This is a genomic window from Vibrio coralliirubri, from assembly GCF_024347375.1.
Lineage (GTDB): Bacteria > Pseudomonadota > Gammaproteobacteria > Enterobacterales > Vibrionaceae > Vibrio > Vibrio coralliirubri.
Window position 1 is genome coordinate 801,974 of record NZ_AP025471.1, and the last position, 23,322, is coordinate 825,295.

A 23,322-nucleotide genomic window follows, 5' to 3' on the forward strand; every position below is an offset into this window, starting at 1 on the left:
TAACGTAGAACACGAAAAAGCCACTCAAGTGATTCACCTGAGTGGCTTTGTTTTATCTGCTCGTTACATGTATTGACGAAGCTTAGTTCTACCGATAGTTGGGCTTATTGAAACTTTTCACCCGCAGCAACCATGAATGACATTTCAACCAATAGTTCAGGGTTAGCAAGTTCTGCTTTCACGCATGCACGGCTTGGCGCGCAGCCTTCAGGGAACCACGCTTCCCAAACTTCATTCAGTGCATCAAAGTTAGCGAAATCCGTTAGGTAAATAGTCACCGACAATACGCGAGATTTGTCGCTGTCTACCAAACTCATCATTTCTTCAGCTTGTTCGAAGATTTGCTGAACCTGACTCTTAATTCCTGCCGTTGTATCCGTCTCAGCCACTTCCACAAAGCTTGCGATACCGTTAAAAACAGTCACATCAGACCAACGTTTGGTCGGGTTAATTCTATGAATTTTCACTGGTTATACTCTTCTTATAATTAGGGTGAACATCAGCGTAATCTAATCCAAATCGTGAATATTGAAAACAAAAATTGAAAAGCTCGCGTTACCTTTTGAACAGCACTATCGCCTACACATTGCTTTGGTTCTCAACATCACTAGCCTTTAAGTTCCTATCGAGACAATAAGCCGCTACCTATTAAGTTTTTAGATAAATATATTAAGTATTATTCACAACGCGAAATTTAATCTGAGCTCTTGCGGTCATATTCAGGGATTTTATTAAATGGAGTACTTTTATGCATGTTCAAACCTATGATTTAAAACAGAGTAATGTCGGATACAACCTAGGCGTGATTGGCGTAGCATTAGTGTTAGCTTGGATTGGTATTTACAAATTTACACCAACTGAAGCGATGCTTATAGAACCCCTAATCGCAAACCACCCAGCAATGAACTGGCTTTACAATCTGTTCTCAGTACAAGCTGTGTCTAACATGGTGGGTGGTGCAGAGATCATTGTCGCGATTGGACTGATCGTTGGATTTAAGAAACCAACAATTGCTTTCTATTCAGGCATTGCTGCAGCGGCTATCTTTGTCGTGACACTCAGCTTTCTAATTACAACACCAAACGCTTGGAAAGTATCGGATGGCATCTTAGTCACTAACTTCTTCCTGGTGAAAGACATCCTGTTTTTAGCGATCGCCATTAGCGTAATCGAACGTAACAAACCTCAGAAATAACCGTAAATATATAAGTGGCCGTAACTAGAAGTAACCTTAAACCTTGAAATAAAAAGGCTCGAAGCTGGCTAGAAGGACGCTGCCAGCTTCTAATGTATAAAGCACTGATACTCTCCTAATCAGCTAAAACCTTACGATAATAATTAGCATCTTGATGTTCCCCTTTGAACACCGCGTAGTTCTCAACATGCTCGACCAATTCAAAACCTGTATTGGATAAGATTTTGTTGGAACCGACATTGCCCACTAACGCATAGGCATCAACATATTTAAGGTTGGTCTGTTCCTCCAAATAGAGTAGAAACAGCTTTACTGCGTTAGACGCAATGCCTTTTGAAGCAAAGGGATGACCTACTCGATACCCTAGCTCTCCACTATGGGCGATCTGGTCGATATCGCGGATGTTGATTCTTCCACAGACAGTGCCATTGGCGTCTTTGATCAACATAGGGATCATCTCGCCGTTCTTATATTCAGTGAGAAAGCTCGTGATTTGCTCGGCAACACCCTCATTGGAATAGAAACGGTCTTCCCTCGCTGGAACAAATTGCTCAAACCACTCTCGATTTTCGACCTCAAAATCCAAGAGCGCACTCGCGTCATTCGGTTGAAGTAAGTGTAAAAATACATCCATGACAAATACTCTAATGTTTCCCTAAAAAGCCGCACCTTATGATTCATGAACCACGGCTTATTAATTCGGTTACGGTAAATCTCTCAATTTCTTGGCTGGGTTACCTGCGTAGATACCTTTTTCGGTGATGTCTTTTGTTACCACACTACCCGCGCCAATTACTGCACCTTCACAAATGTTCACAGACAGAACCGTGGCATTAGAACCAATCGTGACATTGTCAGCTATCAAGGTACGTCCCCAATTTTCAGGGCTGGGATCTGGCTTGCCCTCTCTGAATAAGTCGTTGGCAAACATGACTCCGTGACCAACAAAGCAGTCACTTCCAATGGTCACATACTCACAGATAAAGGTGTGAGATTGAATCTTACTTCTCGCACCTATCACGGTGTTCTTTTGAATCTCAACAAAGGGCCCAACGAACACATCATCTTTAAGTTCACAACCATAAACGTTACTTGGTTCGATGATAGTGACATTCTCGCCACAGGTAATATCAGTAATCTGTGACTTTAATACTCTTGGACTTGCCATACTTCATTTCCTCTCGACATTAGCGTCACAATTCAACCTAAGCAATTGTGCCGTATGCATTAAAGTGCATCAAATAGATGTGTTGAGAGTTGGTAATGGATCAAAAATTCTGCATAAATTAAAACAGTCCCACCAGCACAACTGACAACAACACCCCACCGATAAAACTCGGAGCGTGGAATGGCCGAGCTTTAGATCTAACGTACTCTTTTTGTAGGTCTTCTTGGTAAGTTTTAATAGCGAGTTCTTTTACGTAGTTATTTTGCATAATAAGCTCCTTCTTAATCAGTGAGAGAAGCTTAAGACTTGAAGTTAGGTTGAGGTAAAGCAAAAAATCAGATTAATTGAACACTTTATTTTTGTTACTCGAGAATTACCCTGAACACATCGTTATTCACGCCGCCAACATCCACTAACTCTCCCGGTATCATTAGAAGCGAGGTGTTCAGCTGTCGTGTTGAACGTGGCTCTTTTGTTTCTCGAATCACTAACATATCGACAAAATAACCTGAGTCTTGCTTTGATATTGAGCCCGAAAATGTAACGCTTTCAACCCTATCGGCAAGGACTGAATTGAATGTTTTATCCTCTAAAACACCTGCGGAGATGGATGTATCACCATAAAATAGCGTGATGGTTGTTGGGTCGGGTACCAACTCTTGATTGGACGAACACCCTATTAGGGTAAGGCATAGCAGTAAAATGGCTCGAAATTGCATAAACTGGTTTTCTTTATTACGTTAAGCGTCTGTTTTTCATATTAAAACACTTCAACCTTATAAATACCATGTTTACGGGATAAGCTTAGGTGTGTCGATTCGATGGACTTGAGTAATGAGGTGAACGGATCAGATCTCGGCCTGTTGAGTTTGCTCCCTATTTGGAAGCTAAACCGAGATCTGATCGATATTATCGAGAAGGGTTCAATTGATTTAAGCAACAACGTCTTGTGGAGGTGTCCCTTCACAGTTAGAAACGACAGCATCAATTTGTACTAAAGCATTCATTGGGATTTCTGAAACCCCTACTACCGTTCTTGCAGGCAGCTCAGCATTAAAGAACGTGGTGTAGATTTCGTTTACCGCATCAATATCTGAAATATCCTTAAGTTGAATATTAATTTTCACCGTATCGTCCATGCTATGATCAACGCTTTCAATTATCGCCTTAATATTGTTTAAGCATTGTTCAGCTTGTTCTTTTACACCACCAGCAACAATTTCATTTGTTTTCGGATCTAAAGGTAATTGTCCTGAAATATGATTGTAGTGAGAGAAAGCCACTGTGTGCGAATAAGGCATAAATGGTGCAGCATCGGTATTATTGGCTTCTATTACCAGTAAACGAGTGTCTTCAGGTAATTGTGGCGGTGTACCGTCGCCATGTGAAATTGATGTATCGATTTGCACTAAAGCACCCATTGGTAGTTCAGCGGCATTAACAACGGTACGAGCAGGAACGTAGCTTGGGAAGAATTTAGCACATACTTCATTTACCACTTCCGCGTCTGCGATATTTTTTAGGTAGATAGTCGTTTTAACCACATCATTCATTACATGACCGATGCTTTCTAGAATAGCTTTAATGTTTGATAGACATTGGGCAGTTTGCGCTTTGATACCGCCATCAACTAACTCACCTGTGGCTACATCTATAGGCAACTGAGCTGAAAGATTGTTGTAGTGAGAAAAGGCTGCGGTCTGTGTGGATACAGTACTTTGAGGTGCATTATCCGTATTTCTTGATACCTTAATTAGAGCGCAAGGTGCTTGTGGCTTAGTGCCTTCACCGTTAGAAATGAGAGCATCCATTTGAACCAGCGCATCGCTGTTTGGCAGTGCAGCGACGCCCACGACAGTACGTGTTGGCAGGCTTTTGTGGAAGAAGCTTTTGTAAACTTCATCAATAGCATCGATATCAGAAATATTCTTAACGAAAACATGAATCTTCACGACATCATCCATAACATGGTCGATGCTTTCAACAATCGCTTTAATATTATTCAAACATTGTGTGGCTTGATCTTTAATATCACCGATGACTATTTCACCCGTTTTAGGTTCAATCGGAAGTTGAGCAGAAAAGTTATTATAATGAGAAAAAGCGACCGTTTGTGTAGATACAGAATTAATTGGTGCGTTTTCAGTGTTTCTTGAAATTTTAATGATATCGCTACTCATCGGTATTATCCTTTTAATAAAATAGGTATACGTATTTATATTTAACAATCGTATTTGGAAGAATGATTAAAGTAGCGCCATGTTAGTTTAATTGTTTTAGGAGAAACGTGATAACCGTCAGGCTATCACTTGACTATAAATCAGCACGTTACAGAATAATTAGTCACAACACGACTAAATATCCGTAATACGAGCGCTAACCGAGTAATAAATTCTTTCTATTTTCAGATATATTCAACAATCATGAATACTCTCTCAGATAGAGTGAAGAATAATTTTAGTAATTTAGAAAGAATTTGATAGGTCGTTCACACTAAAGTTATTAAAAACCGCTTACTGACTGTATTGTTTGATTTTTATTCTTATATACGTGCATAAAGTCTTAACCTAAATAACTAATTATTTTAGAGCGCTTTTACTATATAAATACATTAATAATAAATTAGAAATTCAAATACCAACATACTGAAATTACCTACAATTCAATACATTTGCTCATCTTGATTAACAAGGGAGTGATGTTCTCATAAGTTGTCCCTTTTCTAAGCCTGCTCTCAACAACAGCCGAAGTAAATAGCTCATAGTTGAAACATGTTATGCATCAGACAAATAACTCTTATGTTTCAAGGTCATTATCCAACATATGCCCACCAAGATAGTATGCACGCAACATGAAGATCACTTATCGCTTCATAACGTTTAAATCTATTTGTGGCTTTGTTGCGTAATTAAATTTAGAGATAGAGCCAACCCGTTTCGCTTGTTTCTTAGTCAATACGACAAGTTTCAGGCATACCTAACCCAGTAAGCTTGTTCAACGCTTTTATCATCGCGTAAGTTTCACCCACCTGGGCATTGTAATTTCTTAAGCTCAGTTTCCCTCCTAGCAACTGTTTAACTCGATACATCGCTGTTTCTGAGAGTGAACGTTTGTGGTATCCATACCGCTCTTTCCAATACTTATTTGAGTCGTATAATTTCTGGCAACCCACGGCGAGATTTCGAGGGTGACCACGCTCCCAGAAGGCAGCCCCTTCTCTTGGGGGAATAAGCGCAATAGCTCCCTTAATCTTAATAGCAGCGTGACACGCTCTCGTGTCGTAAGCGCCATCACCAGACACCTCAAGGATACTTCGGCGTGTTTGTTTCAGTAAGTTCGGGAGTACTTGGCTTTGTTGCGTAATTCAATGGAACTAAATCAAGAACCTACGATCTGATCAGCTACCTCCACTCTATCTCGTAGTCCTATGCCTAAGCCTCGTTATAAAACAACCAACTGGAAGCAATACAACCGATCACTCATTAACCGTGGTTCTCTGACTTTTTGGATTGATGAAGAAGCAATAAGCGGATGGGCGCAAAGCAAACAGAATAAGCGCGGTAGGCCGCGTCGGTTCAGTGATTTAGCTATCACGACAGCACTCATGGTCAAACGAGTTTTTTCTATGCCATTGAGAGCGCTGCAAGGATTTATCGACTCGATATTTAGGTTAGCCCATGTACCGTTAAGTTGTCCGCATTACACCTGCATCAGTCGTAGAGCCAAGCAAGTTGAGGTTTCATTTAAGACTAAAACGAGAGGAGCGATACAGCACCTAGCCATTGATGCTACTGGCCTTAAGGTTTATGGCGAAGGTGAATGGAAAGTCAAAAAACATGGGACGGATGGCAAGCGTAGAGTCTGGCGAAAGCTGCATATTGCAGTCGATACCAACACTCATGAGATCATTGCCGCCGAGCTAAGTTTATCGACGGTTACAGATGGAGAAGTACTCCCGAACTTACTGAAACAAACACGCCGAAGTATCCTTGAGGTGTCTGGTGATGGCGCTTACGACACGAGAGCGTGTCACGCTGCTATTAAGATTAAGGGAGCTATTGCGCTTATTCCCCCAAGAGAAGGGGCTGCCTTCTGGGAGCGTGGTCACCCTCGAAATTTCGCCGTGGGTTGCCAGAAATTATACGACTCAAATAAGTATTGGAAAGAGCGGTATGGATACCACAAACGTTCACTCTCAGAAACAGCGATGTATCGAGTTAAACAGTTGCTAGGAGGGAAACTGAGCTTAAGAAATTACAATGCCCAGGTGGGTGAAACTTACGCGATGATAAAAGCGTTGAACAAGCTTACTGGGTTAGGTATGCCTGAAACTTGTCGTATTGACTAAGAAACAAGCGAAACGGGTTGGCTCTATCTCTAAATTTAATTACGCAACAAAGCCGGAGTACTTCTCCATCTGTAACCGTCGATAAACTTAGCTCGGCGGCAATGATCTCATGAGTGTTGGTATCGACTGCAATATGCAGCTTTCGCCAGACTCTACGCTTGCCATCCGTCCCATGTTTTTTGACTTTCCATTCACCTTCGCCATAAACCTTAAGGCCAGTAGCATCAATGGCTAGGTGCTGTATCGCTCCTCTCGTTTTAGTCTTAAATGAAACCTCAACTTGCTTGGCTCTACGACTGATGCAGGTGTAATGCGGACAACTTAACGGTACATGGGCTAACCTAAATATCGAGTCGATAAATCCTTGCAGCGCTCTCAATGGCATAGAAAAAACTCGTTTGACCATGAGTGCTGTCGTGATAGCTAAATCACTGAACCGACGCGGCCTACCGCGCTTATTCTGTTTGCTTTGCGCCCATCCGCTTATTGCTTCTTCATCAATCCAAAAAGTCAGAGAACCACGGTTAATGAGTGATCGGTTGTATTGCTTCCAGTTGGTTGTTTTATAACGAGGCTTAGGCATAGGACTACGAGATAGAGTGGAGGTAGCTGATCAGATCGTAGGTTCTTGATTTAGTTCCATTGAATTACGCAACAAAGCCTCTATTTGTCGACCTCGAAGAGAGTTCAATATCAATGATTAAACGAATGTGTTTAATCAACTTGAGGATTAGAAAGTGAACAAAAGAACAAAACTGTTAAGCCTGAGCCTAGTCATGACCTCCCTCTCTGCTCTTGCTAGTGGTGGCTACATCACAGACCCAACCACTCACATTTCATTCAATTACGACAACGTGACCCTTGAGGTTGCTCAGCAAGAACTTGCAACATGCCAAGGTGTTGCTGAGTCAACGCTGACAGCACCTACAGACACCAAGAAAGGAAGCGGCGTAAAAGGCGCAGCGAAAGGGGCGGCGGCTGGCGCTGCTGTTGGCGCTATCTCTGGTGGCTCTGGCTCTGACGCAGCCAAGACTGGCGCGGCGATTGGTGTGGTATCCGGCAGAGTTAGCGGCCGACGAGCAGGGACTCAGGCCGAAGAAGATAACAAAGCCATGTATGCGACTGTGTTGAGAAACTGCATGATTGATAAGAAATACAACGCCCTGAACTAAGGAGATTCGGCAATGACAAAGCTCATTAAAACAAGAGTGTTAGCAGCTCTATTAGCAGGGTTTTCCGCTCCCTCTATGGCTGATATTGCGTTCGGCTTGGGGTATCAGGAGGGTGATAAACTCTCATCTCAATACGTCGACCTGATGTTTCGTGGTGACCTATTTGAGATTGGCGGTGAGTACCAGAACAGAAAGCGTGATGACCAACTAGAAGATTACGACCAAGACGCGATCAGTGAAGGCATGGCGTTTTTAAAGGTAGGCGCAGGTTACAGCTTCCCGCTTAAACGCATCACGGTTCGCCCTTATTATAATTTCGGCATAGGTGGCGCTCAGCTCAGCGACGAGGTTGATGACGCGGCCAACCCTGACGCAACCTATTTCAACGCCCTCGGTGTATCGACTAAATGGAAGTTTGCAGAGCTAAAAATGGAATGGAGAAACTACCAAGTGGACAGCGGCGAGTCAGAGGGTGAGGATCTACCTTATGACATTGATGAGGATACGTTTAACGTCTCTATCGGCATGGCATTCTAGCGATTGATTTTATGGGGCTAAACAAACTCGTTAGAGCAGTGAAGCCTTCTACTTCCTCTCCCGCCAATCAACAATATAAAAACTACACCGCTCTTGGAGTAGTATTGAAGTGGCGCTTAAATTCGCGGCTGAATTGGGATGGGCTCGAGTAGCCGACTCGGCGAGCAGCATCGCTGATGCGAAGGCCTTCTAGCTGAATCAGTTCTTTGGCTTTGTTGAGTCTTACCTTCTTCAAATATTGCAGTGGGGATTCAAACGTCACATTACGGAATGCATTGTGGAAGGCAGACACACTCATGTTTGCTTCGTCGGCAAGCGATTGAACGGTGATGGTTTGGTCGTACTCTTCATGCACTTTAGACAGCGCTTTGGCGACACGAGCGTAATGGCCATCATGATGAGCTAAATCAAACAGCACACGCCCTTCTGAACCGGTTAATGCGCGGTAGACAATCTCTGTCACCATGGCATCGCCCAAGATGTTGGCTTCAATGTCGCAATGCAGCGTTTTGACCAACCGGGTAAAGCTCTCTAGCATTTGCTCTTCCATTGGCGTCGATTCTAAGCCACTCGAGTTCTGTTTGTGCTTATTACAATAACTTTCTAAAAAGCCTTGGTCTTCGAGCTTTTTGACTAAGCTATGCAAGCGTTGAGAATCAATGCTAATCGACAAGCCAAGCAATGGTTCACCATTAACAGGCAAGGCTTCGCACTCTAACGGCATTGGCACACCCACCACAAGATAATCACCCGCAGCGTAAGTCACTGGCCTTTCGCCAATGTAGATGTTCTTTTTACCCTGCCCGAGCATGATAATGCCAGACTGGTAAGTAAATGGCTGACGCTGATTCCCGCCACTGCTTCTATACAACCACACGCCGCTAATTTCAGTTTCTCTGATCCCTTCGAGATCATCCCAACCTTTGTGTTCTACATAAGACTGTAATAACTGAGCGAGTGTTTTCATAAGTGGCAACTTTCCATTCCAAGTGCTAAGAGTAAGTAAGCTAAAGCAGAGGAAGAATATCAAGTTTGTAGAAATAGGCAATTTATTTGGAGGAACAGCTCTTCATTGACCTAGATTACTGTACTAATATGCAAATATAGAAATTGAGCAATAAACCAAAATAACAAATTTCGCTTTACACAAGGAATCTCTGATGCAATTTACTTACGTTAACCCTACTGTTATCCATTTCGGCCAAGGCCAAATCAACGCTATCAGCCAAGCGGTTGATACTTCGAAGAAAGTACTGGTCATCTACGGTGGCGGTTCAATCAAGAGCAACGGTGTTTACGACCAAGTTGTAGAATCTTTGAAAGATCACTCTTGGATTGAGTTCTCTGGCGTTGAAGCAAACCCTACAAAAGAGACGCTAGACAAAGCAGTCGCTCTTGTTAAAAAAGAAAACGTAGAGTTCATTATCGCTGTTGGCGGTGGTTCAGTAATCGACGGTTCTAAGTACGTTGCTGCAGCGGCTAAATATGACGGCGACGGTTGGGACATCCTAACGGGCAAACACCAAGTAACCGAAGCGACGCCAATCGGTGCGGTACTGACACTTCCTGCGACAGGCTCTGAATCTAACATGGGCGCGGTAATCACGCGTAAAGCGACTCAAGAGAAGCTTGCTTTCCTTAACCCTGCAGTACAGCCTAAGTTTGCAGTTATGGACCCAGATGTAATGAAGTCTCTACCGGAACGCCAACTGATCAACGGTTTAGTTGATGCGTGGGTTCACGTATGTGAGCAATACATCACAATGCCAACAGACGCGATGGTTCAAGACGGTTACGCGGAAACACTGCTTAAGAACCTGCTTGTACTGGGTAAGCAATACGACGAGCGTGACAACGATGCATGGCGTGCAAACCTAATGTGGACTGCAAACCAAGCGCTTAACGGCCTGATTGGTACGGGTGTTCCTCAAGATTGGGCAACACACATGATTGGCCACGAATTCACAGCACTATGGCACGTAGACCACGCGCGCTCACTTGCGATTGTTCAACCTTCACTACTTCGTAACCAAATCGAAGCGAAACGTGGCAAGCTAGAGCAAATGGGTCGTAACGTATTTGGCCTAGAAGCGGGTGCTGATTTAGCAGAATGCACAATCGCTGCAATCGAAGCCTTCTACCACAGCCTAGACGTAGCAACCATGTTCGACGGCTACGAAACAAACAAAGCAACGGCGATTGACAATGTTGTCGCTCAACTTGAATCACACGGCTACCTACAACTTGGCGAGAACCAAGCAATCACGCCAGAGAAAACACGTGAGATTCTAGAGTCTGCGATTCACTAAGAATCGGGAAAAAGAAAGAAAACAAAGATAGTGATCATACAAAGATGAATTTTCACATCTGACTGAACCCATTACTTTTTTCTTTCGTACAACAGAAGCAGCGTTCATTTTGGGCGCTGCTTTTTAATTTGCCCTACAAGATGCTATTAAATTCTCATAAGTCCCTAATTTTATGTGCAATCATATTTCTATATTGTTAAGGTAAACCTGTCTCTTTACTAGGTATGAACAACGATTTGAACAATCTCAAGGAAATGGTTAAGTTTAAGTCACTTAACAAGTGGTATGGTGATTTTCATGCCCTGAAGGATATCGATTTAAATATTGAACAAGGAGAGATAGTGGTGATTTGCGGGCCGTCTGGTTCGGGTAAATCAACCTTGATCCGTTGCATCAATCAGCTAGAACCTTTCGAAAGTGGCGAACTTTCCGTGCTAGAGCAAGTGCTCCCGAGTAAGTTCAACACACCGGGCCAAGTCGGAATGGTGTTTCAGCACTTTCATTTATTCCCCCATCTTACCGTGCTTGAGAACCTAACTCTTTCTCCAATTCGTACGCTGAAAAAAAGCAAACAAGAAGCCGAAAAGATAGCAATGCACTATCTCGAGCGTGTGCACATTGCAGAACAAGCCAACAAATACCCAGTGCAACTTTCTGGCGGCCAGCAACAACGTGTGGCTATCGCCCGTTCTCTGTGTATGAAGCCGGAATTACTCTTATTCGATGAACCCACTTCAGCGCTTGATCCGGAGATGATCAACGAAGTGCTCGATGTGATGGTTGAACTGGCGAGCGAAGGCATCACCATGGTGTGTGTCACCCACGAAATGGGCTTTGCAAAACAAGTGGCCGACCGCGTTATCTTCATGGATGAAGGACAAATTGTGGAATCGAATACTCCACAAGCGCTCTTTGAAAACCCTCAACATGAACGTACTCAAGCGTTCCTAAATCAGATCCTGACTTATTGATGTTGATTAGAATTATTAAACCCGTCCTTTCCGCTCTAATACAAATAGTTGTACTGGTGGCTGCGGTTGTTTGGATTCTCGATTCTGGCGCACAAACCATGGGATACAGCTGGCAATGGGAGCGCGTGCCGGACTATATTGCTTTCTATGAAGATGGCGAATGGTGGCCTGCTGAATTAGTCGAAGGGCTGTTGGTTACTATCAATATCTCGTTGATTTCTTTGGTCGCGACACTGATCATTGGTTTAACGACGGCGCTATTGAGAAACTCAAATTCTGTGGTTGGACGCACCTTAGCCACCAGCTATGTTGAGTTGATTCGTAACACGCCGTTATTAGTACAAATCTATTTGCTCTATTTTGTGTTTGGCCCCGTTCTAGGGCTGGATCGTTTTAGCACTGCCGTTTTAGCCTTGGCACTTTTCCAAGGTGCTTACACCGCCGAAATCTTCCGTGCTGGTTTAAATGGTATTGCGAGAGGACAATTTGAAGCAGCTCAATCTTTGGGTTTATCAAAGACCTATACTTACTGGGATGTGATTCTTCCTCAGGTGGTGCAACGCACCTTGCCACCTTTGACTAATGAAGTGATCTCTCTTATCAAAAACTCTTCGATTGTGAGTGTCATGGCTATCTTTGACCTAACAACCGAAGCCAGAAACATCGTTTCTGAAACCGCGATGCCATTTGAGATTTGGTTCTCTGTGGCGATCATTTATCTTGCACTTACACTTTCACTTTCTGCCGTTGCAGCTTGGCTTGAGCATAAGCTCGGAGCTAACTGGCGAACACAATAAGGATTTATCAGCATGAAGCTATTTAAAACCGCAATTACAGCCCTACTTGCGCTTGCCGTCAGTTTGCCTGCACTTGCTTCTGAAACGCCTAACCTAGACAAAATCAACGAACGTGGCTCTCTACGCGTTGGTATGTCGACGTTTGTTCCTTGGGCAATGCGTAACAAACAAGGCGATCTTGTAGGCTTCGAAATCGACGTGGCGAAACGCCTTGCCGAAGATTCGGGTTGGAAAGTCGAATTCGTTCCTACGGCATGGGACGGCATCATCCCTTCTCTACTTTCGAACAAGTTTGATGTAATCATTGGCGGTATGTCTATCACTGAAGCTCGCGCTAAAAGCGTATTGTTCACTGAACCTTACTCGCATTCTGGCGTTCAACTGGCGGCTAATAAAGAGCTAGCAGAAGGTTTTACACAAATCTCTGATTTTGATTCTCGCCGTGTGAAAATTGCCGCTCGTCGTGGGGCATTTACGGTTCAAGTAGCTCGTGAAACATTCCCTAAAGCGAAAGTTCTACAGTTCGATGACGATGCTCAAGCATTCCAAGAAGTGTTAAACGGCAATGCGCACGCGGTGATCGCGTCTAGCCCGAAACCAGAACATGAAGCGATTAAAAACGCAGACACGCTATTTATTCCATTCGAAGAACGCCTATCAAAAGGTAATGAAGCATTTGCAGTTCGCTTAGGTGAAACTGACAAGACAGAATTCTTCAACGAATGGATCAAAGCACGTACTGAAGACGGTTGGTTGAAAGAGCGCTACGAGTACTGGTTCTCTACTCTAGATTGGCAAGACCAGATTGTTCAAGGTCAGTAATCAGAACTTGAATCAAGGCAGTGCATTGTTTGCGCTGTCTTGTTTAAGACAACGAGATAGCTATAACCTCATAGCCACCTCTCACAACACATCAATAATTATCGTTTAAACAGGAATGACGTGAGTAGTACTAGCGCATTAACAACACCTAAGCCCAACGTTCATATGAAGCCTTGGTATCAACGTCTTAACCTTTTAGATGGCGTGTTACTCGCTGTCATTTGTGTGTTTGCAAGCTGGCTTTATTATCGTTCTGCTGTTGGTATTAACTACCAGTGGCGCTGGGAAGATGCGTTTACCCTGATTTTCATTCCACCTTCTCAAGGCAATATTCCTTACTTTTTCCAAGGCTTGATCGCGACACTGCGCCTGAGTGTTTGGAGCATGGTGTTAGCACTCTCTTTTGGTACATTACTTGGCGTTGCTAGGCACTCTAAAATTGCTTTCTTTCGTACGCCTGCACTGATTTTTATCCAGCTGGTTCGAAATATTCCGCCACTGGTGTTTGTCTTCATATTCTATTTCTTCGTTTCTAACCAACTGATTCCGTTACTTGGTTTAGAAAGTATCTTACGTGAACACAATGGCGAGATTAACGCGGTTCAAGCCTTTCTGTTTGGTCCTGCTAACCTTTGGGAAAACTTAGCGTCTGGTGTTATCTGTATCGGTTTACTCTCTTCAGCTTACATCGCAGAAGTGATTCGAGCTGGCTTAGAAAGTATTCCAAAAGGGCAATGGGAAGCGGCTGACTCGCTCGGCTTATCGGCGTTGTCTAAGTATCGATTTGTGGTTGGCCCGCAAGTATTAACGGCCATCACACCGCCATTGGCTGGCCAAGCAATCTCTTTGGTTAAAGACACGTCGATTGTGTCTCTGATTTCGATCCAAGAGATGACTTTCGTTGGTACTGAAATGGCAAACTCGTCAGGTTTGATCTTCGAGATCTGGCTGATTGTAGGTTTCGTATATTTTGCTTTATGCTTTGTGCTTTCACGCCTGTTCAAAGTAATTGAGCAACGTTCTAGTGCTTACCTTAACCATCAGTAACGTCATTAATCAGAAGTACCGACTCGCCCAACTATTCATCACCCTTACCCATTTCACCTGATTGGTTTAAGTTATTGACCAATCAGGATTTATTCCTTCATATTTCTTCTTAGAAACACAGCAAAATACTCGTCTAATCACTATACTTAACGTATCGAACTACGTTGATTCATCTCAAGGACATTGCTCAACATGGACAATCATAAAGAAAGAGCTTTTTACGCCGTTGTCGGCGCATTGGTTGGAGACGCCGCTTCAATGGGGCTTCACTGGCTGTATGACCAAGAGAGGATCTTACACGTAGCGGGTTTTGAGCCAGAATTTCGCTCTCCGAATCAGTTCGATTATCAAGACAAGGGCTACTTTGCTCACCAAGGAAAAACCGCAGGTGAACAATCGCAATATGGTGCTCAGCTATTGGCGATGGTCGACAGTTTAGTCGACAACCAACAGTACGATGAAGCGAGCTACATCAAGCACTTCCGCTTCTGGTTTGATTTTGGTGGTAGTTGGCGAGGCTATATTGATAAAGCGACTCGTATGAGCTTGTTGAACATCCATCAATTAGAATTGGCAAACGCCCCAATTACAGCCTGTGGCGCGGATGATACACAGCTCCCCGCAGTCTCAAAAATCATTCCATTAGTGGCGTGTACTTACACCTCTCACACTTTGCCAGCGATGGTAGAGAGCGCGGTACGAGTGACCAACAACAACGACAAAGCCGTGGAATGGGCACAAGCCATCACCCTACTGATTCAAGCGGCAATTCAAGGTAATTCGCCACTGCAATCGGTAGAAATGGTGCGACAAACCTGTAGCAAGTTCATACACGATCAAATCGACGAAGCACTGGCTGATCCTGAGCTTTCGATTACAGATGCCGCGAAGAAGTTTGGATTGCATTGCGAATTGAGCGCTGCGTTCCCCTTGCTGATTCGCATCATTGCAGGTGCTCAGAGTTATCAACAAGGTATTCGAGACAATATCTTATGTGGCGGTGACAGCTGCGGGCGTGCGATTGTGATTGGCGCGGTATTAGCGGCGTGTTTCTGCGAAGAAGACGGTGGAATTCCAACCGAATGGCTAAAACAAGTCAAACTCAATGGCGGTGTGCTGTCTTTGCCTATTGAGTGATTTCCACAATAACGAACTAAAGTCTGACATAAAACAAGCAAACTGCTAGTTCAGACGATCGTTCCTATAGGCTGGAACACACTGTGATAACTCATTCTTTAGCCAAACCACAAACGGGCTTTCTGGTTCATCGTGCTTGTCATCTTGTGTGAGCAATATGTACTGATGGCCGGAAGGCACAAAGCCGAACGGCGCGATTAAGTTGCCTCTATTCAAATCATCAACCACCAATGGATAGGAACCAAGAGCCGCTCCTAGCCCATCAACGGCCGCTTGAAAGCAGAAATAGAAGTGTGCAAAGGTCTGGTTTGATATAGCTTGCGACACCAATCGGCGATCAAATTCACTATCTTTGGTGATGGATGCCCAGTAGCTCCAAGCGTTTGGTCGCGTGCTACTGTGCAGTAATTTCACATCGGCTAGCTTGTCTTTGACCTGTTGCCAATAATCAGGCGAGAACACAGGACCAACCCATTCTTCGACTAACGGAATCTGTTTGTAATGCTCGGTTACGTTGAAGTCGTCTCGGCGAATGGCCATATCTAATCCAGTTGCGCCTAATGTCACAGGTCCACCTGCGGTAGACAATCGGACATCAATTCCGGATTCGTTATAGAAATCACCGAGTCGAGGCATTAACCAACGCATGGTCAATGTGGGTTCGCATGAAACTTCCAAGGCTTGATGATTCAGCGGATTAAGCTTATGGACTCCAGTCTCCAAGGCTTGGAACGCTTGCTCTGTGTACCCTTTGAGTAATTCCCCTTCTTTGGTGAGACACACATTCCTACCCTGTTTGTAGAACAAAACTTGGGATAAGTGATTTTCCAATACCTTGATCTGCTTACTCACTGCGCCATGTGTGATATTGAGTTTATCCGCCGCATCACTGTAACTGTTCGAATGCGCTGCTACGTGGAAAATATGAAATGCTTTCAAATGTCTCATGTGTGATTTTTTCTCACAGATAGGTGGAATTCATTTCGATTATAGGCAGCAATAAAAAACCATACAATGCTGGCTCATCAAATATAAAGAGTTGGAGTCATTATGGAGTGGTTAAGCCTAGCAGTATTGGGACTATTGATTGTTATTAGTCCAGGAGCTGATTTCGTTTTAGTTTTGAAAAACAGTGTCAATCAAGGAAGACAAGCAGGGATTTGGACTGCAATCGGTGTGAGTTTAGCCATTTGCGTCCACATCAGTTATTCAATGCTTGGAATCAGTTACTTAATCTCACAGAATGAGCAGCTGTTTGACATGATCAGATACGCAGGCGCAGCCTACCTTATTTATCTAGGACTAAAAGGTATCTTGAGTGCGGACAACAAGCTTGCACCTATGGAAGATGCAAAGCAAAGCACCAGTGTTTGGCGCTATTTAGCCCAAGGCTTTTTATGTAACGTGCTCAACCCAAAAACCATGTTGTTCTTCTTGAGCATCTTCAGCCAAGTCATCTCACCTGATGCAGATAATCAGCATGTCGCACTCGGCTATGGGCTTTACATGATCGTACTTCACGGCTTATGGTTTGGCGTTGTCGCTATGCTGTTTACTTCGAATACATTGCAAAAGCATCTATTGAGAGCAAAGAAAAGGCTTAATCAAGCGTGTGGATTTGGCTTAGTGACGTTCGGAGCACTGTTGGCGATTAAATCGTAAACAAGCGAGTCAGAAATAGAAAGCGATTCAAACGACTGAATCGCATCTAACTGGGTCTTGGTAAAACTCTAAACAAGATTCATCGGTCTAATATCGGCACTATCAGGGAAGATAGTGTTGAGTTGTTTCACTTCTACCGATAAGTGTTGGTAGAGCACGCCCTTGATAACGGAACGCATATCAGTCGTTGGACTAAGGTCTCGGCCTTCATATAGCTGGCTTTGGCTCAAGCCCGGCCAATTGGCAATAACCTTACCACCCGCTCCTTTCAACGATGGCAGCGCACCACCCGCAACAAACATGACGTTGCCAGTACCGTGGTCGGTGCCTTTGGTGCCGTTTTCTTTTGCTGTTCGACCAAATTCACTGGCCGCGATGATCACTGTCTTCTTCCAACGATCACCTAGTGAAGCCTTGAGAGCCGCTAACCCAACATCCAAAGTTTTAAGTTGATTACTCAACCGTCCATTTACGTTGCCTTGATTGGCGTGAGTGTCCCACCCACCAAGTTCTAACGCTGCGATGTTTGGTCCGTTATCAGCCGACAATATGTCGCCTGTTTTACCCATCAATGATTTAAACTGTTTGCCGACACCTTGGTCGCCTACCAGTTGATCTATCTTCATGACACTTTCGAAGTTTGAAGACAGCATTTGGTCACTTTGAAACAACTCTTCCAGCAGTTCTGTTTGTTTATCACGTGTTTTTAAGCGGTTTGGGTACCAACTTGCCACGGTCGATTCGCCCTGCATGATGAGTGGTAAGCCCGAATCAATCGCTATTCCATCGTATTTTTCTGAGCTCAACGTGAGTAAACGGTTAATCCACCCTACGGTGTTAAACGGGTCGGAAGTGCCGTTCTCTAATATCTTCTGTCCATCAAAATGTGAGCGCTCGCGATAAGCGGTTGAACAAGCGTGCACAAAGCTGAGTTCGTTACTTTCATACCATTGTTGGCACTGCTTTAGGGATGGATGAAGTCCAAAGAAATCATCCAACTTCAGTAACTGTTCTGGTTTTAATCCGATGTTGGGTCTCAAATTAGAGTAATCCGGATCGGCATGCGGCACTACAACATTTAAACCATCCATCGCGCCACGCAGTGATACCCAAATGAAGATATTGTCCGAACCTGTTTTGGCAAAGCTTGGAAATGGCACCATCGCACTGACGCCAACAGCCGCCGCAATGCCCATGAACTGGCGACGGTTAATACTATGTGGCGCTTTATTCTGAGAACAATCTGGCTTTTTCATACCCACTCCTAACGGTATTGAAACTGAGGGCTTAGCCACAACAGGGAAAGTTGCATTGTAGCGCCGTCGGCTTTGTTCAATACAATTTGGGTGTGTTCATCAATAGCATCGCCATATAAACCCGCGATCACTTTATCCACTACCGCCTTCGGTTTAACTCCCGACGCTTTAGCCGATTTTATTGCAGCAGACGCAAGCCTATTGGCGACCTGCATACGCTGAGTCAACGCCGAAGGGCTATTGTAGTCTCTGTCTTGATCCGACCACCCTGCAGGTGAACCCGGTTTAAAAGGAGGCTGTCCTAAATTGTTGAGAGCATTGAATGCCTGTTTCTCGTTTAAAGAAATATCGGCACTACGAAGGACGGCAAACAGCCACTCCTTCGGCGGCCTAAAACGATTGGGGTTAGGTTTACTCGCCTCAGCGCTGTTCAATAACAATCGATAAATAGGCAGTAAATTCCCCTCTCCTTTCAGATATTCAGCAACCATTTGATCCGAGAGTTCTTTAGGCGTGTCGCCAATGAAATGCTGGCATAGCTTACCAACCAAGTGCGCAGCAGTGTCTTTGTGGGTCGCTAAGGTTTGTAAACACGACTCTCCTTGCGAGACGCCGGATTGAGAATAAGCCTTTCCAAGCAGTGTGATACTTCCTGGCTCATGCAGGTTATTAGCAAATCGAAAGCCAGCATCAGGAGATTTGAATTTAATGCCCCAGCCTGAAATGGCTTTTGCTAAGGCAATGACGTCTTGCTGAGTGTAAGAACCATCAACGCCAAGAGTGTGGAGTTCTAAGATCTCACGCGCGAGGTTCTCATTGAGCCCCTTATTACGGCGCTTTCCGACTTTTGAATTGGGACCAATCGAGAGTTGATTATCGAGATACAGAAGCATCGCAGGATGTTTAGAAGAAGCCATCAGCATCTCGCCAAAGTTACCATTCCAATGCTGGCGAACCACATCGTTTTCAATGCTGGCGGCCAAGGGCATCAGTTTTCGATTATCGACCGAGATGGCGAAGTGATTGCTCCAAAACTGAATGATGCGCTCTTGAAAACCATAAGGCGTTTCAACACTTTGTAGGTGGCGAGCTTGAGCTTGTTGTCGATACTGCGTTCGAAGAAAAGACTGCGCTTCTTTCTTCGTGGCTTGCATCTGTTGTTCGTCACCCTTGGCCTTCATTCGTTGTACACGATTCTCTCCTACTTTAATCAGAGTAGATTCGGTACTCGGTAAATCTTGTATGGCTTGGTGAACGAATGGCTTTTTATCCAACTGTTCTACAGGAGAATAATAGGTTGTTTGACCTAATCTAGACCCAAAACCAAACCTTTGTTCACCCACAATTTTTGAAGTCGGGTAATAATTCATTGCACACTCCCTTACGCTCGATCTTTTCTAAGTGTAATCGCTTAGTCATCAAGCATAGGGAGCTTTACAAGGTTTTACGTTAGATGGGTGTCAGGTGCCTATCAAGTTACCGACACGGTGTGATCATTTTGAATGAGTGTCTATTTACGCCACATATAGACAAACTGGTCGTTTTGCGAGGTGATTTCAAAACCAAATCTTAAGTAGAGCTCTCCAACGCGATTACCTTGCAGGTAACACAACTCAACTGGCTTACTGAGCTTGTCTGCGTGAGCTAAGCAGTCGGTGAGGATTTGGCTACCAATGCCTTTACCATGATATTCAGGCAGTAGGAAGAATCGGCAAAAGTAGAAGTGTTCACCTTTGTCTTGCAGCAATACACTGCCAATCGCTTTACCTTGATATTCAATGATTTCTGGCCGTTCTTCTGCCCACTCTTCGGCGTGTATATCTCGTTGAATTTGCTCATCCCAGCCAAATACGGCTTTGATCGGTTCAAACTCAGCGGCTTTCTTAAGCTCAAACAGAAATTCATAATCTGATAACTGAGCAGGTCTTGTTGAATACTTCAAAATACCTCCAACAATAATTGGCTATGGTTTCATTTTCGTTTAAGCCGGAATTCAGAGCCCCGGACACAACCAAAAATGCCACGTTTAAATGTTCATTTTGGTTCTAGTTGGTAACGTAAGACTTCGTGTTTATCTTGCTCTGAATAAAAGGTATTCAAGAATTGTCCACCGCACTTCTCAATCACTTTTTGCGAAGCAATATTGCCCCTCTCACAGGTAATGATAGCGCTTTCGGACAATACGTGCCGTTGAATCCAAGACAACATATGACTTGCGATACCCCGCCCTCTGGCTTGTGGCAGCGTCTCATATCCGATATTTCCAATGACATCGTGAATGTACGGACTGGTACCATGACGAACTCTTATCACTCCAAGAATACGCCCAGACTCGAAACAAAAATAAGTAGAAGCAGGCGTCCACCCTTCTGGCAAGCCCTCACCTTTTGAATAAGCAATTCGTTTTTCCAAATAGGCATCACTGCCATCAGAAATGCCCGTGTAAATATCTAACCCATCTTCAGTACAGGCATTCACATAGTGATGAAAGGCAGTTGAATGCGAAAGAGCAGCTTTAACCATGTCCATATAATGTTGATTCCTGTTACTTTTCTACCGGGTTTAGTTACCAAGCCTAAGATAAGTGCATGGTGTATTCTTGATGTCCTGTGTGCTCATCAGTTTGCTCGCTCGTAATAGAGAAATCTTGAGACAAGTAGAACTCAATGGCCGCTTGGTTCTCTTTATACACATTCAAAGACAGATTTGGGCATTCAAGCTTCGCGTGTTGGATAAGTTGCTTACCAACACCACAACCTTGATGCTGCGGGCTCACAAAGATCGCAGCTAAAATCCCTTCATAAAGCGAATAAAAGCCACGAACCTCACCGTCTATTTGATAGACGTAAGTTGTTGATGCTGGGATGTATATATCGCGCATATTACCCACTTGCGACTCCCAGAACTCAGGAGCCACAAAATCATGCGCCTTGATCGAGGCGATTAACCAAATATCTATAACGGTTTCAATATCGGCTGGACGGTATTCTCTGATCATCTTCATTCTCTGAAATAATTGCGGCTCAATATGCGAATCAGTATGCCGAGAAGCGACTTAAACTTATTGAAGATTTACGACAATTGTTTGAAACAATGGTTACTGCTTCTTAACGTACTTCGCCGTAACCAGCATTTCACCGCCACCATCCAGCTTGCAATCTAGCTGGTGGTCTTTACCTTCGTTGATACGTCGAATCACGGCTTTAGTGCCGATTTTCAATACGCTAGAACTGCCTTTAATTTTTAGATCTTTAATGAAGGTAACTTTATCGCCACTTTCCAATACAACACCATTCACGTCCTTAACACGCGCAGCTTCTCTTTCTAAACGCTCTTCTTCTGGGTTCCATTCGTAGGCACACTCAGGGCAGATTAGGTTGTTTTGGTCTTGATAGACATATTCAGATTGGCATTGCGGGCAAGGAGGTAGAGACATACGTTGATACTTCATTTAAATAGAATTTGTTCCATTTTAATGGCTCTTGTCAGGCTTAGCGAGCATAAATCTAACAAGTTTTACGAAGGGTTAATTGTCTTTAAAAAAAGAGCCGTACCTAAAACGAACAAACACAGCCGCTAAGCTGTGTTTGTTTAAAAACTTGAGAAGCGAAAAGGTTTAACGTTCGACTTTTGGTGAGTAAATCGAGTAAGCGGTGATTTGCCCTGCCACGATTGCAGAGAACATGAATAACGCCGACAAACCAATACTCGGGATAGGTAAAATCGATTGTTCAAACACCGACTGGCTGGCACTCACTAATACTCGGCTACCCGGAACCAAGATGATAATCCCTTGCACGATATAAATGGAGCCCGTGAGCTCCATCTTTTTAGCAATCCAAGTTCCGTACAAAGTAATAAGAACCGTCGTAACCCAAGTACCGACAACCCAACCACTATCAAAACCTAGATAGAATGGGCCCCACATACCGAGAACCGCTACTGGCAAGCCAAGCAAGATGTCTTTAGGGCGAGCATTAAACATCACACCGATAGACACAGAAATCAGCACCAAGCCCGATATGTGCATCCACATAGGTACCGCATTGGTATAGTCGATGGAGACCGCTTGTCCCCATATCGCTTCGCCAATATTAAGCCCCATGATAATCCCGACAAACAGCTTAATCAGCGTTAAGGCACTCTGCCCTAGCAAGCTAGTACCAGAGACTAGATCATTAAACGCCAAACATTCTAGTGCGTTGGCTATGGATAACCCGGGGACAAACAAGACAATCGAGGCGATACACAACGCCCACACCGGAATCGGCAACCCTGTACTCGCCAGAAATGCCACGAAGATACCCGTTAACAGTGCCGAGATGAACTCAACCGCAATTGCGCGACGTGAATGAAGGACTTGCTGACATACCCAAACCATCAAACCCAATAACGCAGAAAAGCCCACCGCTTCCAACGTACTGCCCACCAGCATCAAATAGGCAGGCGGAATACCCATATTGGCAAGTGCCGTCACGAATTTAGAGTAGCCGACAGGCTCAGGTACTGGCTCACTGCTTGGCTGGTTAATACGAATGATCGTATTGGCCAACAAACTCAGGTTAATTGACGCAGGCTTTAAACGCTTAAGAATAACGGCGTTGTTATCGTCTGGAAATTGATAGTTAATCGCAGTTGGCGTTGCTTGGATCATCACGTCAACACCATGCTTTTTTGCATAGAATTGAGTGTATTTCTCTAGCTTGTAAGGAGCACAGCCACTGCGGTGAAGAGTGTCACCAATTTCAACAATTTTGTTAATTCGGAACTGAGAAGGCATGGGTATTTTAGGGGAGACAAAATGTGCGGCAAATGTACCAAACGATAGACGGAATGACGAGACTTTTGCGTGAATTATCAACTGAACTCGTTACTTTTTTCTGCAAAGCCTTAGAAGTGCC

General features: G+C 44.1%; 26 protein-coding genes and 2 pseudogenes. 11 read left to right on the forward strand and 17 right to left on the reverse strand.

The genetic code is table 11. The features are described 5' to 3' along the window. Positions 1–104 precede the first annotated feature (104 nt). Complete coding sequence (locus OCV20_RS20190) at positions 105–467, reverse strand: RidA family protein (protein WP_017062654.1); 363 nt, start codon at positions 465–467, stop codon at positions 105–107. A gap of 281 nt (positions 468–748) precedes the next feature. Here OCV20_RS20190 and OCV20_RS20195 point away from each other — a divergent pair, with 281 nt between their 5' ends. Continuing rightward, positions 749–1,195, forward strand: coding sequence for a DUF417 family protein (locus OCV20_RS20195; RefSeq protein WP_004731440.1), 447 nt, complete (start codon positions 749–751; stop codon positions 1,193–1,195). A 115-nt stretch (positions 1,196–1,310) separates the two neighbouring features. On the opposite strand, the gene OCV20_RS20200 is transcribed toward OCV20_RS20195, so the two are convergent. The 6 genes and pseudogenes from OCV20_RS20200 to OCV20_RS20225 all read right to left on the reverse strand — a co-directional run. Continuing rightward, complete coding sequence (locus OCV20_RS20200) at positions 1,311–1,829, reverse strand: GNAT family N-acetyltransferase (RefSeq protein WP_086775633.1); 519 nt, start codon at positions 1,827–1,829, stop codon at positions 1,311–1,313. Between the two features lie 69 nt (positions 1,830–1,898). Continuing rightward, complete coding sequence (locus OCV20_RS20205) at positions 1,899–2,363, reverse strand: acyltransferase (RefSeq protein WP_086775632.1); 465 nt, start codon at positions 2,361–2,363, stop codon at positions 1,899–1,901. Between the two features lie 118 nt (positions 2,364–2,481). Beyond that, complete coding sequence (locus OCV20_RS20210; RefSeq protein ID WP_167352277.1) at positions 2,482–2,631, reverse strand: hypothetical protein; 150 nt, start codon at positions 2,629–2,631, stop codon at positions 2,482–2,484. Between the two features lie 94 nt (positions 2,632–2,725). Next, complete coding sequence (locus OCV20_RS20215; RefSeq protein WP_065677553.1) at positions 2,726–3,082, reverse strand: hypothetical protein; 357 nt, start codon at positions 3,080–3,082, stop codon at positions 2,726–2,728. Between the two features lie 213 nt (positions 3,083–3,295). Next, positions 3,296–4,543: a RidA family protein gene (locus tag OCV20_RS20220; RefSeq protein ID WP_086775631.1), complete on the reverse strand. Its 1,248-nt coding sequence runs from the start codon at positions 4,541–4,543 to the stop codon at positions 3,296–3,298. Between the two features lie 767 nt (positions 4,544–5,310). Next, positions 5,311–5,715: pseudogene (locus tag OCV20_RS20225) on the reverse strand (transposase); the annotation flags it as partial. A gap of 75 nt (positions 5,716–5,790) precedes the next feature. On the opposite strand from OCV20_RS20225, the gene OCV20_RS20230 reads away from it, so the two are divergent. After that, positions 5,791–6,711, forward strand: coding sequence for an IS5 family transposase (locus tag OCV20_RS20230; RefSeq protein WP_086773621.1), 921 nt, complete (start codon positions 5,791–5,793; stop codon positions 6,709–6,711). Positions 6,712–6,766: 55 nt separating this feature from the next. Here OCV20_RS20230 and OCV20_RS20235 read toward each other — a convergent pair. Continuing rightward, positions 6,767–7,294 (reverse strand): annotated as a pseudogene (locus tag OCV20_RS20235) (IS5 family transposase); the annotation flags it as partial. A gap of 154 nt (positions 7,295–7,448) precedes the next feature. On the opposite strand from OCV20_RS20235, the gene OCV20_RS20240 reads away from it, so the two are divergent. Further along, positions 7,449–7,883, forward strand: a complete 435-nt coding sequence (locus OCV20_RS20240) for a hypothetical protein (protein WP_157896342.1) — start codon at positions 7,449–7,451, stop codon at positions 7,881–7,883. Positions 7,884–7,895: 12 nt separating this feature from the next. Further along, positions 7,896–8,420: a hypothetical protein gene (locus OCV20_RS20245; protein WP_086774131.1), complete on the forward strand. Its 525-nt coding sequence runs from the start codon at positions 7,896–7,898 to the stop codon at positions 8,418–8,420. Between the two features lie 82 nt (positions 8,421–8,502). On the opposite strand, the gene OCV20_RS20250 is transcribed toward OCV20_RS20245, so the two are convergent. Next, positions 8,503–9,387 (reverse strand): AraC family transcriptional regulator, encoded by an 885-nt coding sequence (locus tag OCV20_RS20250; protein ID WP_017067592.1) that lies wholly within the window; start codon positions 9,385–9,387, stop codon positions 8,503–8,505. Positions 9,388–9,580: 193 nt separating this feature from the next. Here OCV20_RS20250 and OCV20_RS20255 point away from each other — a divergent pair, with 193 nt between their 5' ends. The 6 genes from OCV20_RS20255 to OCV20_RS20280 all read left to right on the forward strand — a co-directional run bounded on the left by OCV20_RS20255 (position 9,581) and on the right by OCV20_RS20280 (position 15,503). Next, positions 9,581–10,729: an iron-containing alcohol dehydrogenase gene (locus OCV20_RS20255; protein WP_086774132.1), complete on the forward strand. Its 1,149-nt coding sequence runs from the start codon at positions 9,581–9,583 to the stop codon at positions 10,727–10,729. Positions 10,730–10,953: 224 nt separating this feature from the next. Continuing rightward, entirely contained in the window at positions 10,954–11,700 is a 747-nt protein-coding gene (locus OCV20_RS20260; protein ID WP_048606287.1) for an amino acid ABC transporter ATP-binding protein, read from the forward strand. Beyond that, positions 11,700–12,497: an amino acid ABC transporter permease gene (locus OCV20_RS20265; RefSeq protein ID WP_086774133.1), complete on the forward strand. Its 798-nt coding sequence runs from the start codon at positions 11,700–11,702 to the stop codon at positions 12,495–12,497. Before OCV20_RS20260 ends, OCV20_RS20265 begins: the two co-directional genes overlap by 1 nt. A 12-nt stretch (positions 12,498–12,509) precedes the next feature. Continuing rightward, positions 12,510–13,319 carry a transporter substrate-binding domain-containing protein gene (locus OCV20_RS20270; protein ID WP_086774134.1) on the forward strand — a complete coding sequence of 270 codons (810 nt, stop codon included), beginning with the start codon at positions 12,510–12,512 and terminating at the stop codon, positions 13,317–13,319. 120 nt (positions 13,320–13,439) lie between these two features. Next, the gene (locus tag OCV20_RS20275) at positions 13,440–14,366 is read left to right on the forward strand and encodes an amino acid ABC transporter permease (RefSeq protein WP_086774135.1); all 927 of its coding nucleotides are present in this window, start codon (positions 13,440–13,442) and stop codon (positions 14,364–14,366) included. A gap of 192 nt (positions 14,367–14,558) precedes the next feature. Then, positions 14,559–15,503 (forward strand): ADP-ribosylglycohydrolase family protein, encoded by a 945-nt coding sequence (locus OCV20_RS20280; protein ID WP_086774136.1) that lies wholly within the window; start codon positions 14,559–14,561, stop codon positions 15,501–15,503. 45 nt (positions 15,504–15,548) lie between these two features. Here the strand turns inward: OCV20_RS20280 and OCV20_RS20285 are convergent, their stop codons facing one another. Further along, complete coding sequence (locus tag OCV20_RS20285; protein WP_086774137.1) at positions 15,549–16,451, reverse strand: LysR family transcriptional regulator; 903 nt, start codon at positions 16,449–16,451, stop codon at positions 15,549–15,551. A gap of 102 nt (positions 16,452–16,553) precedes the next feature. Here OCV20_RS20285 and OCV20_RS20290 point away from each other — a divergent pair, with 102 nt between their 5' ends. Then, positions 16,554–17,165, forward strand: a complete 612-nt coding sequence (locus OCV20_RS20290) for a LysE family translocator (RefSeq protein ID WP_086774138.1) — start codon at positions 16,554–16,556, stop codon at positions 17,163–17,165. A gap of 68 nt (positions 17,166–17,233) precedes the next feature. Here OCV20_RS20290 and OCV20_RS20295 read toward each other — a convergent pair whose 3' ends face one another. The 7 genes from OCV20_RS20295 to OCV20_RS20325 all read right to left on the reverse strand — a co-directional run bounded on the left by OCV20_RS20295 (position 17,234) and on the right by OCV20_RS20325 (position 23,201). Next, a complete protein-coding gene (locus tag OCV20_RS20295) occupies positions 17,234–18,421 on the reverse strand; it encodes a DUF1501 domain-containing protein (protein WP_086774139.1) in 1,188 nt (395 codons plus the stop codon). Positions 18,422–18,429: 8 nt separating this feature from the next. After that, a complete protein-coding gene (locus OCV20_RS20300; protein WP_086774140.1) occupies positions 18,430–19,791 on the reverse strand; it encodes a DUF1800 domain-containing protein in 1,362 nt (453 codons plus the stop codon). A gap of 140 nt (positions 19,792–19,931) precedes the next feature. Next, positions 19,932–20,363 carry a GNAT family N-acetyltransferase gene (locus OCV20_RS20305; RefSeq protein WP_086774141.1) on the reverse strand — a complete coding sequence of 144 codons (432 nt, stop codon included), beginning with the start codon at positions 20,361–20,363 and terminating at the stop codon, positions 19,932–19,934. A gap of 92 nt (positions 20,364–20,455) precedes the next feature. Beyond that, positions 20,456–20,950 carry a GNAT family N-acetyltransferase gene (locus OCV20_RS20310; protein ID WP_086774142.1) on the reverse strand — a complete coding sequence of 165 codons (495 nt, stop codon included), beginning with the start codon at positions 20,948–20,950 and terminating at the stop codon, positions 20,456–20,458. A 46-nt stretch (positions 20,951–20,996) separates the two neighbouring features. Then, on the reverse strand, positions 20,997–21,419 hold the full coding sequence (locus OCV20_RS20315) for an N-acetyltransferase (RefSeq protein ID WP_086774152.1): 423 nt from the start codon (positions 21,417–21,419) through the stop codon (positions 20,997–20,999). Between the two features lie 99 nt (positions 21,420–21,518). Continuing rightward, positions 21,519–21,857, reverse strand: coding sequence for a zinc ribbon domain-containing protein YjdM (locus OCV20_RS20320; protein ID WP_017088858.1), 339 nt, complete (start codon positions 21,855–21,857; stop codon positions 21,519–21,521). A 180-nt stretch (positions 21,858–22,037) separates the two neighbouring features. Continuing rightward, on the reverse strand, positions 22,038–23,201 hold the full coding sequence (locus OCV20_RS20325; RefSeq protein ID WP_004731486.1) for a threonine/serine exporter family protein: 1,164 nt from the start codon (positions 23,199–23,201) through the stop codon (positions 22,038–22,040). Positions 23,202–23,322: the final 121 nt, after the last annotated feature.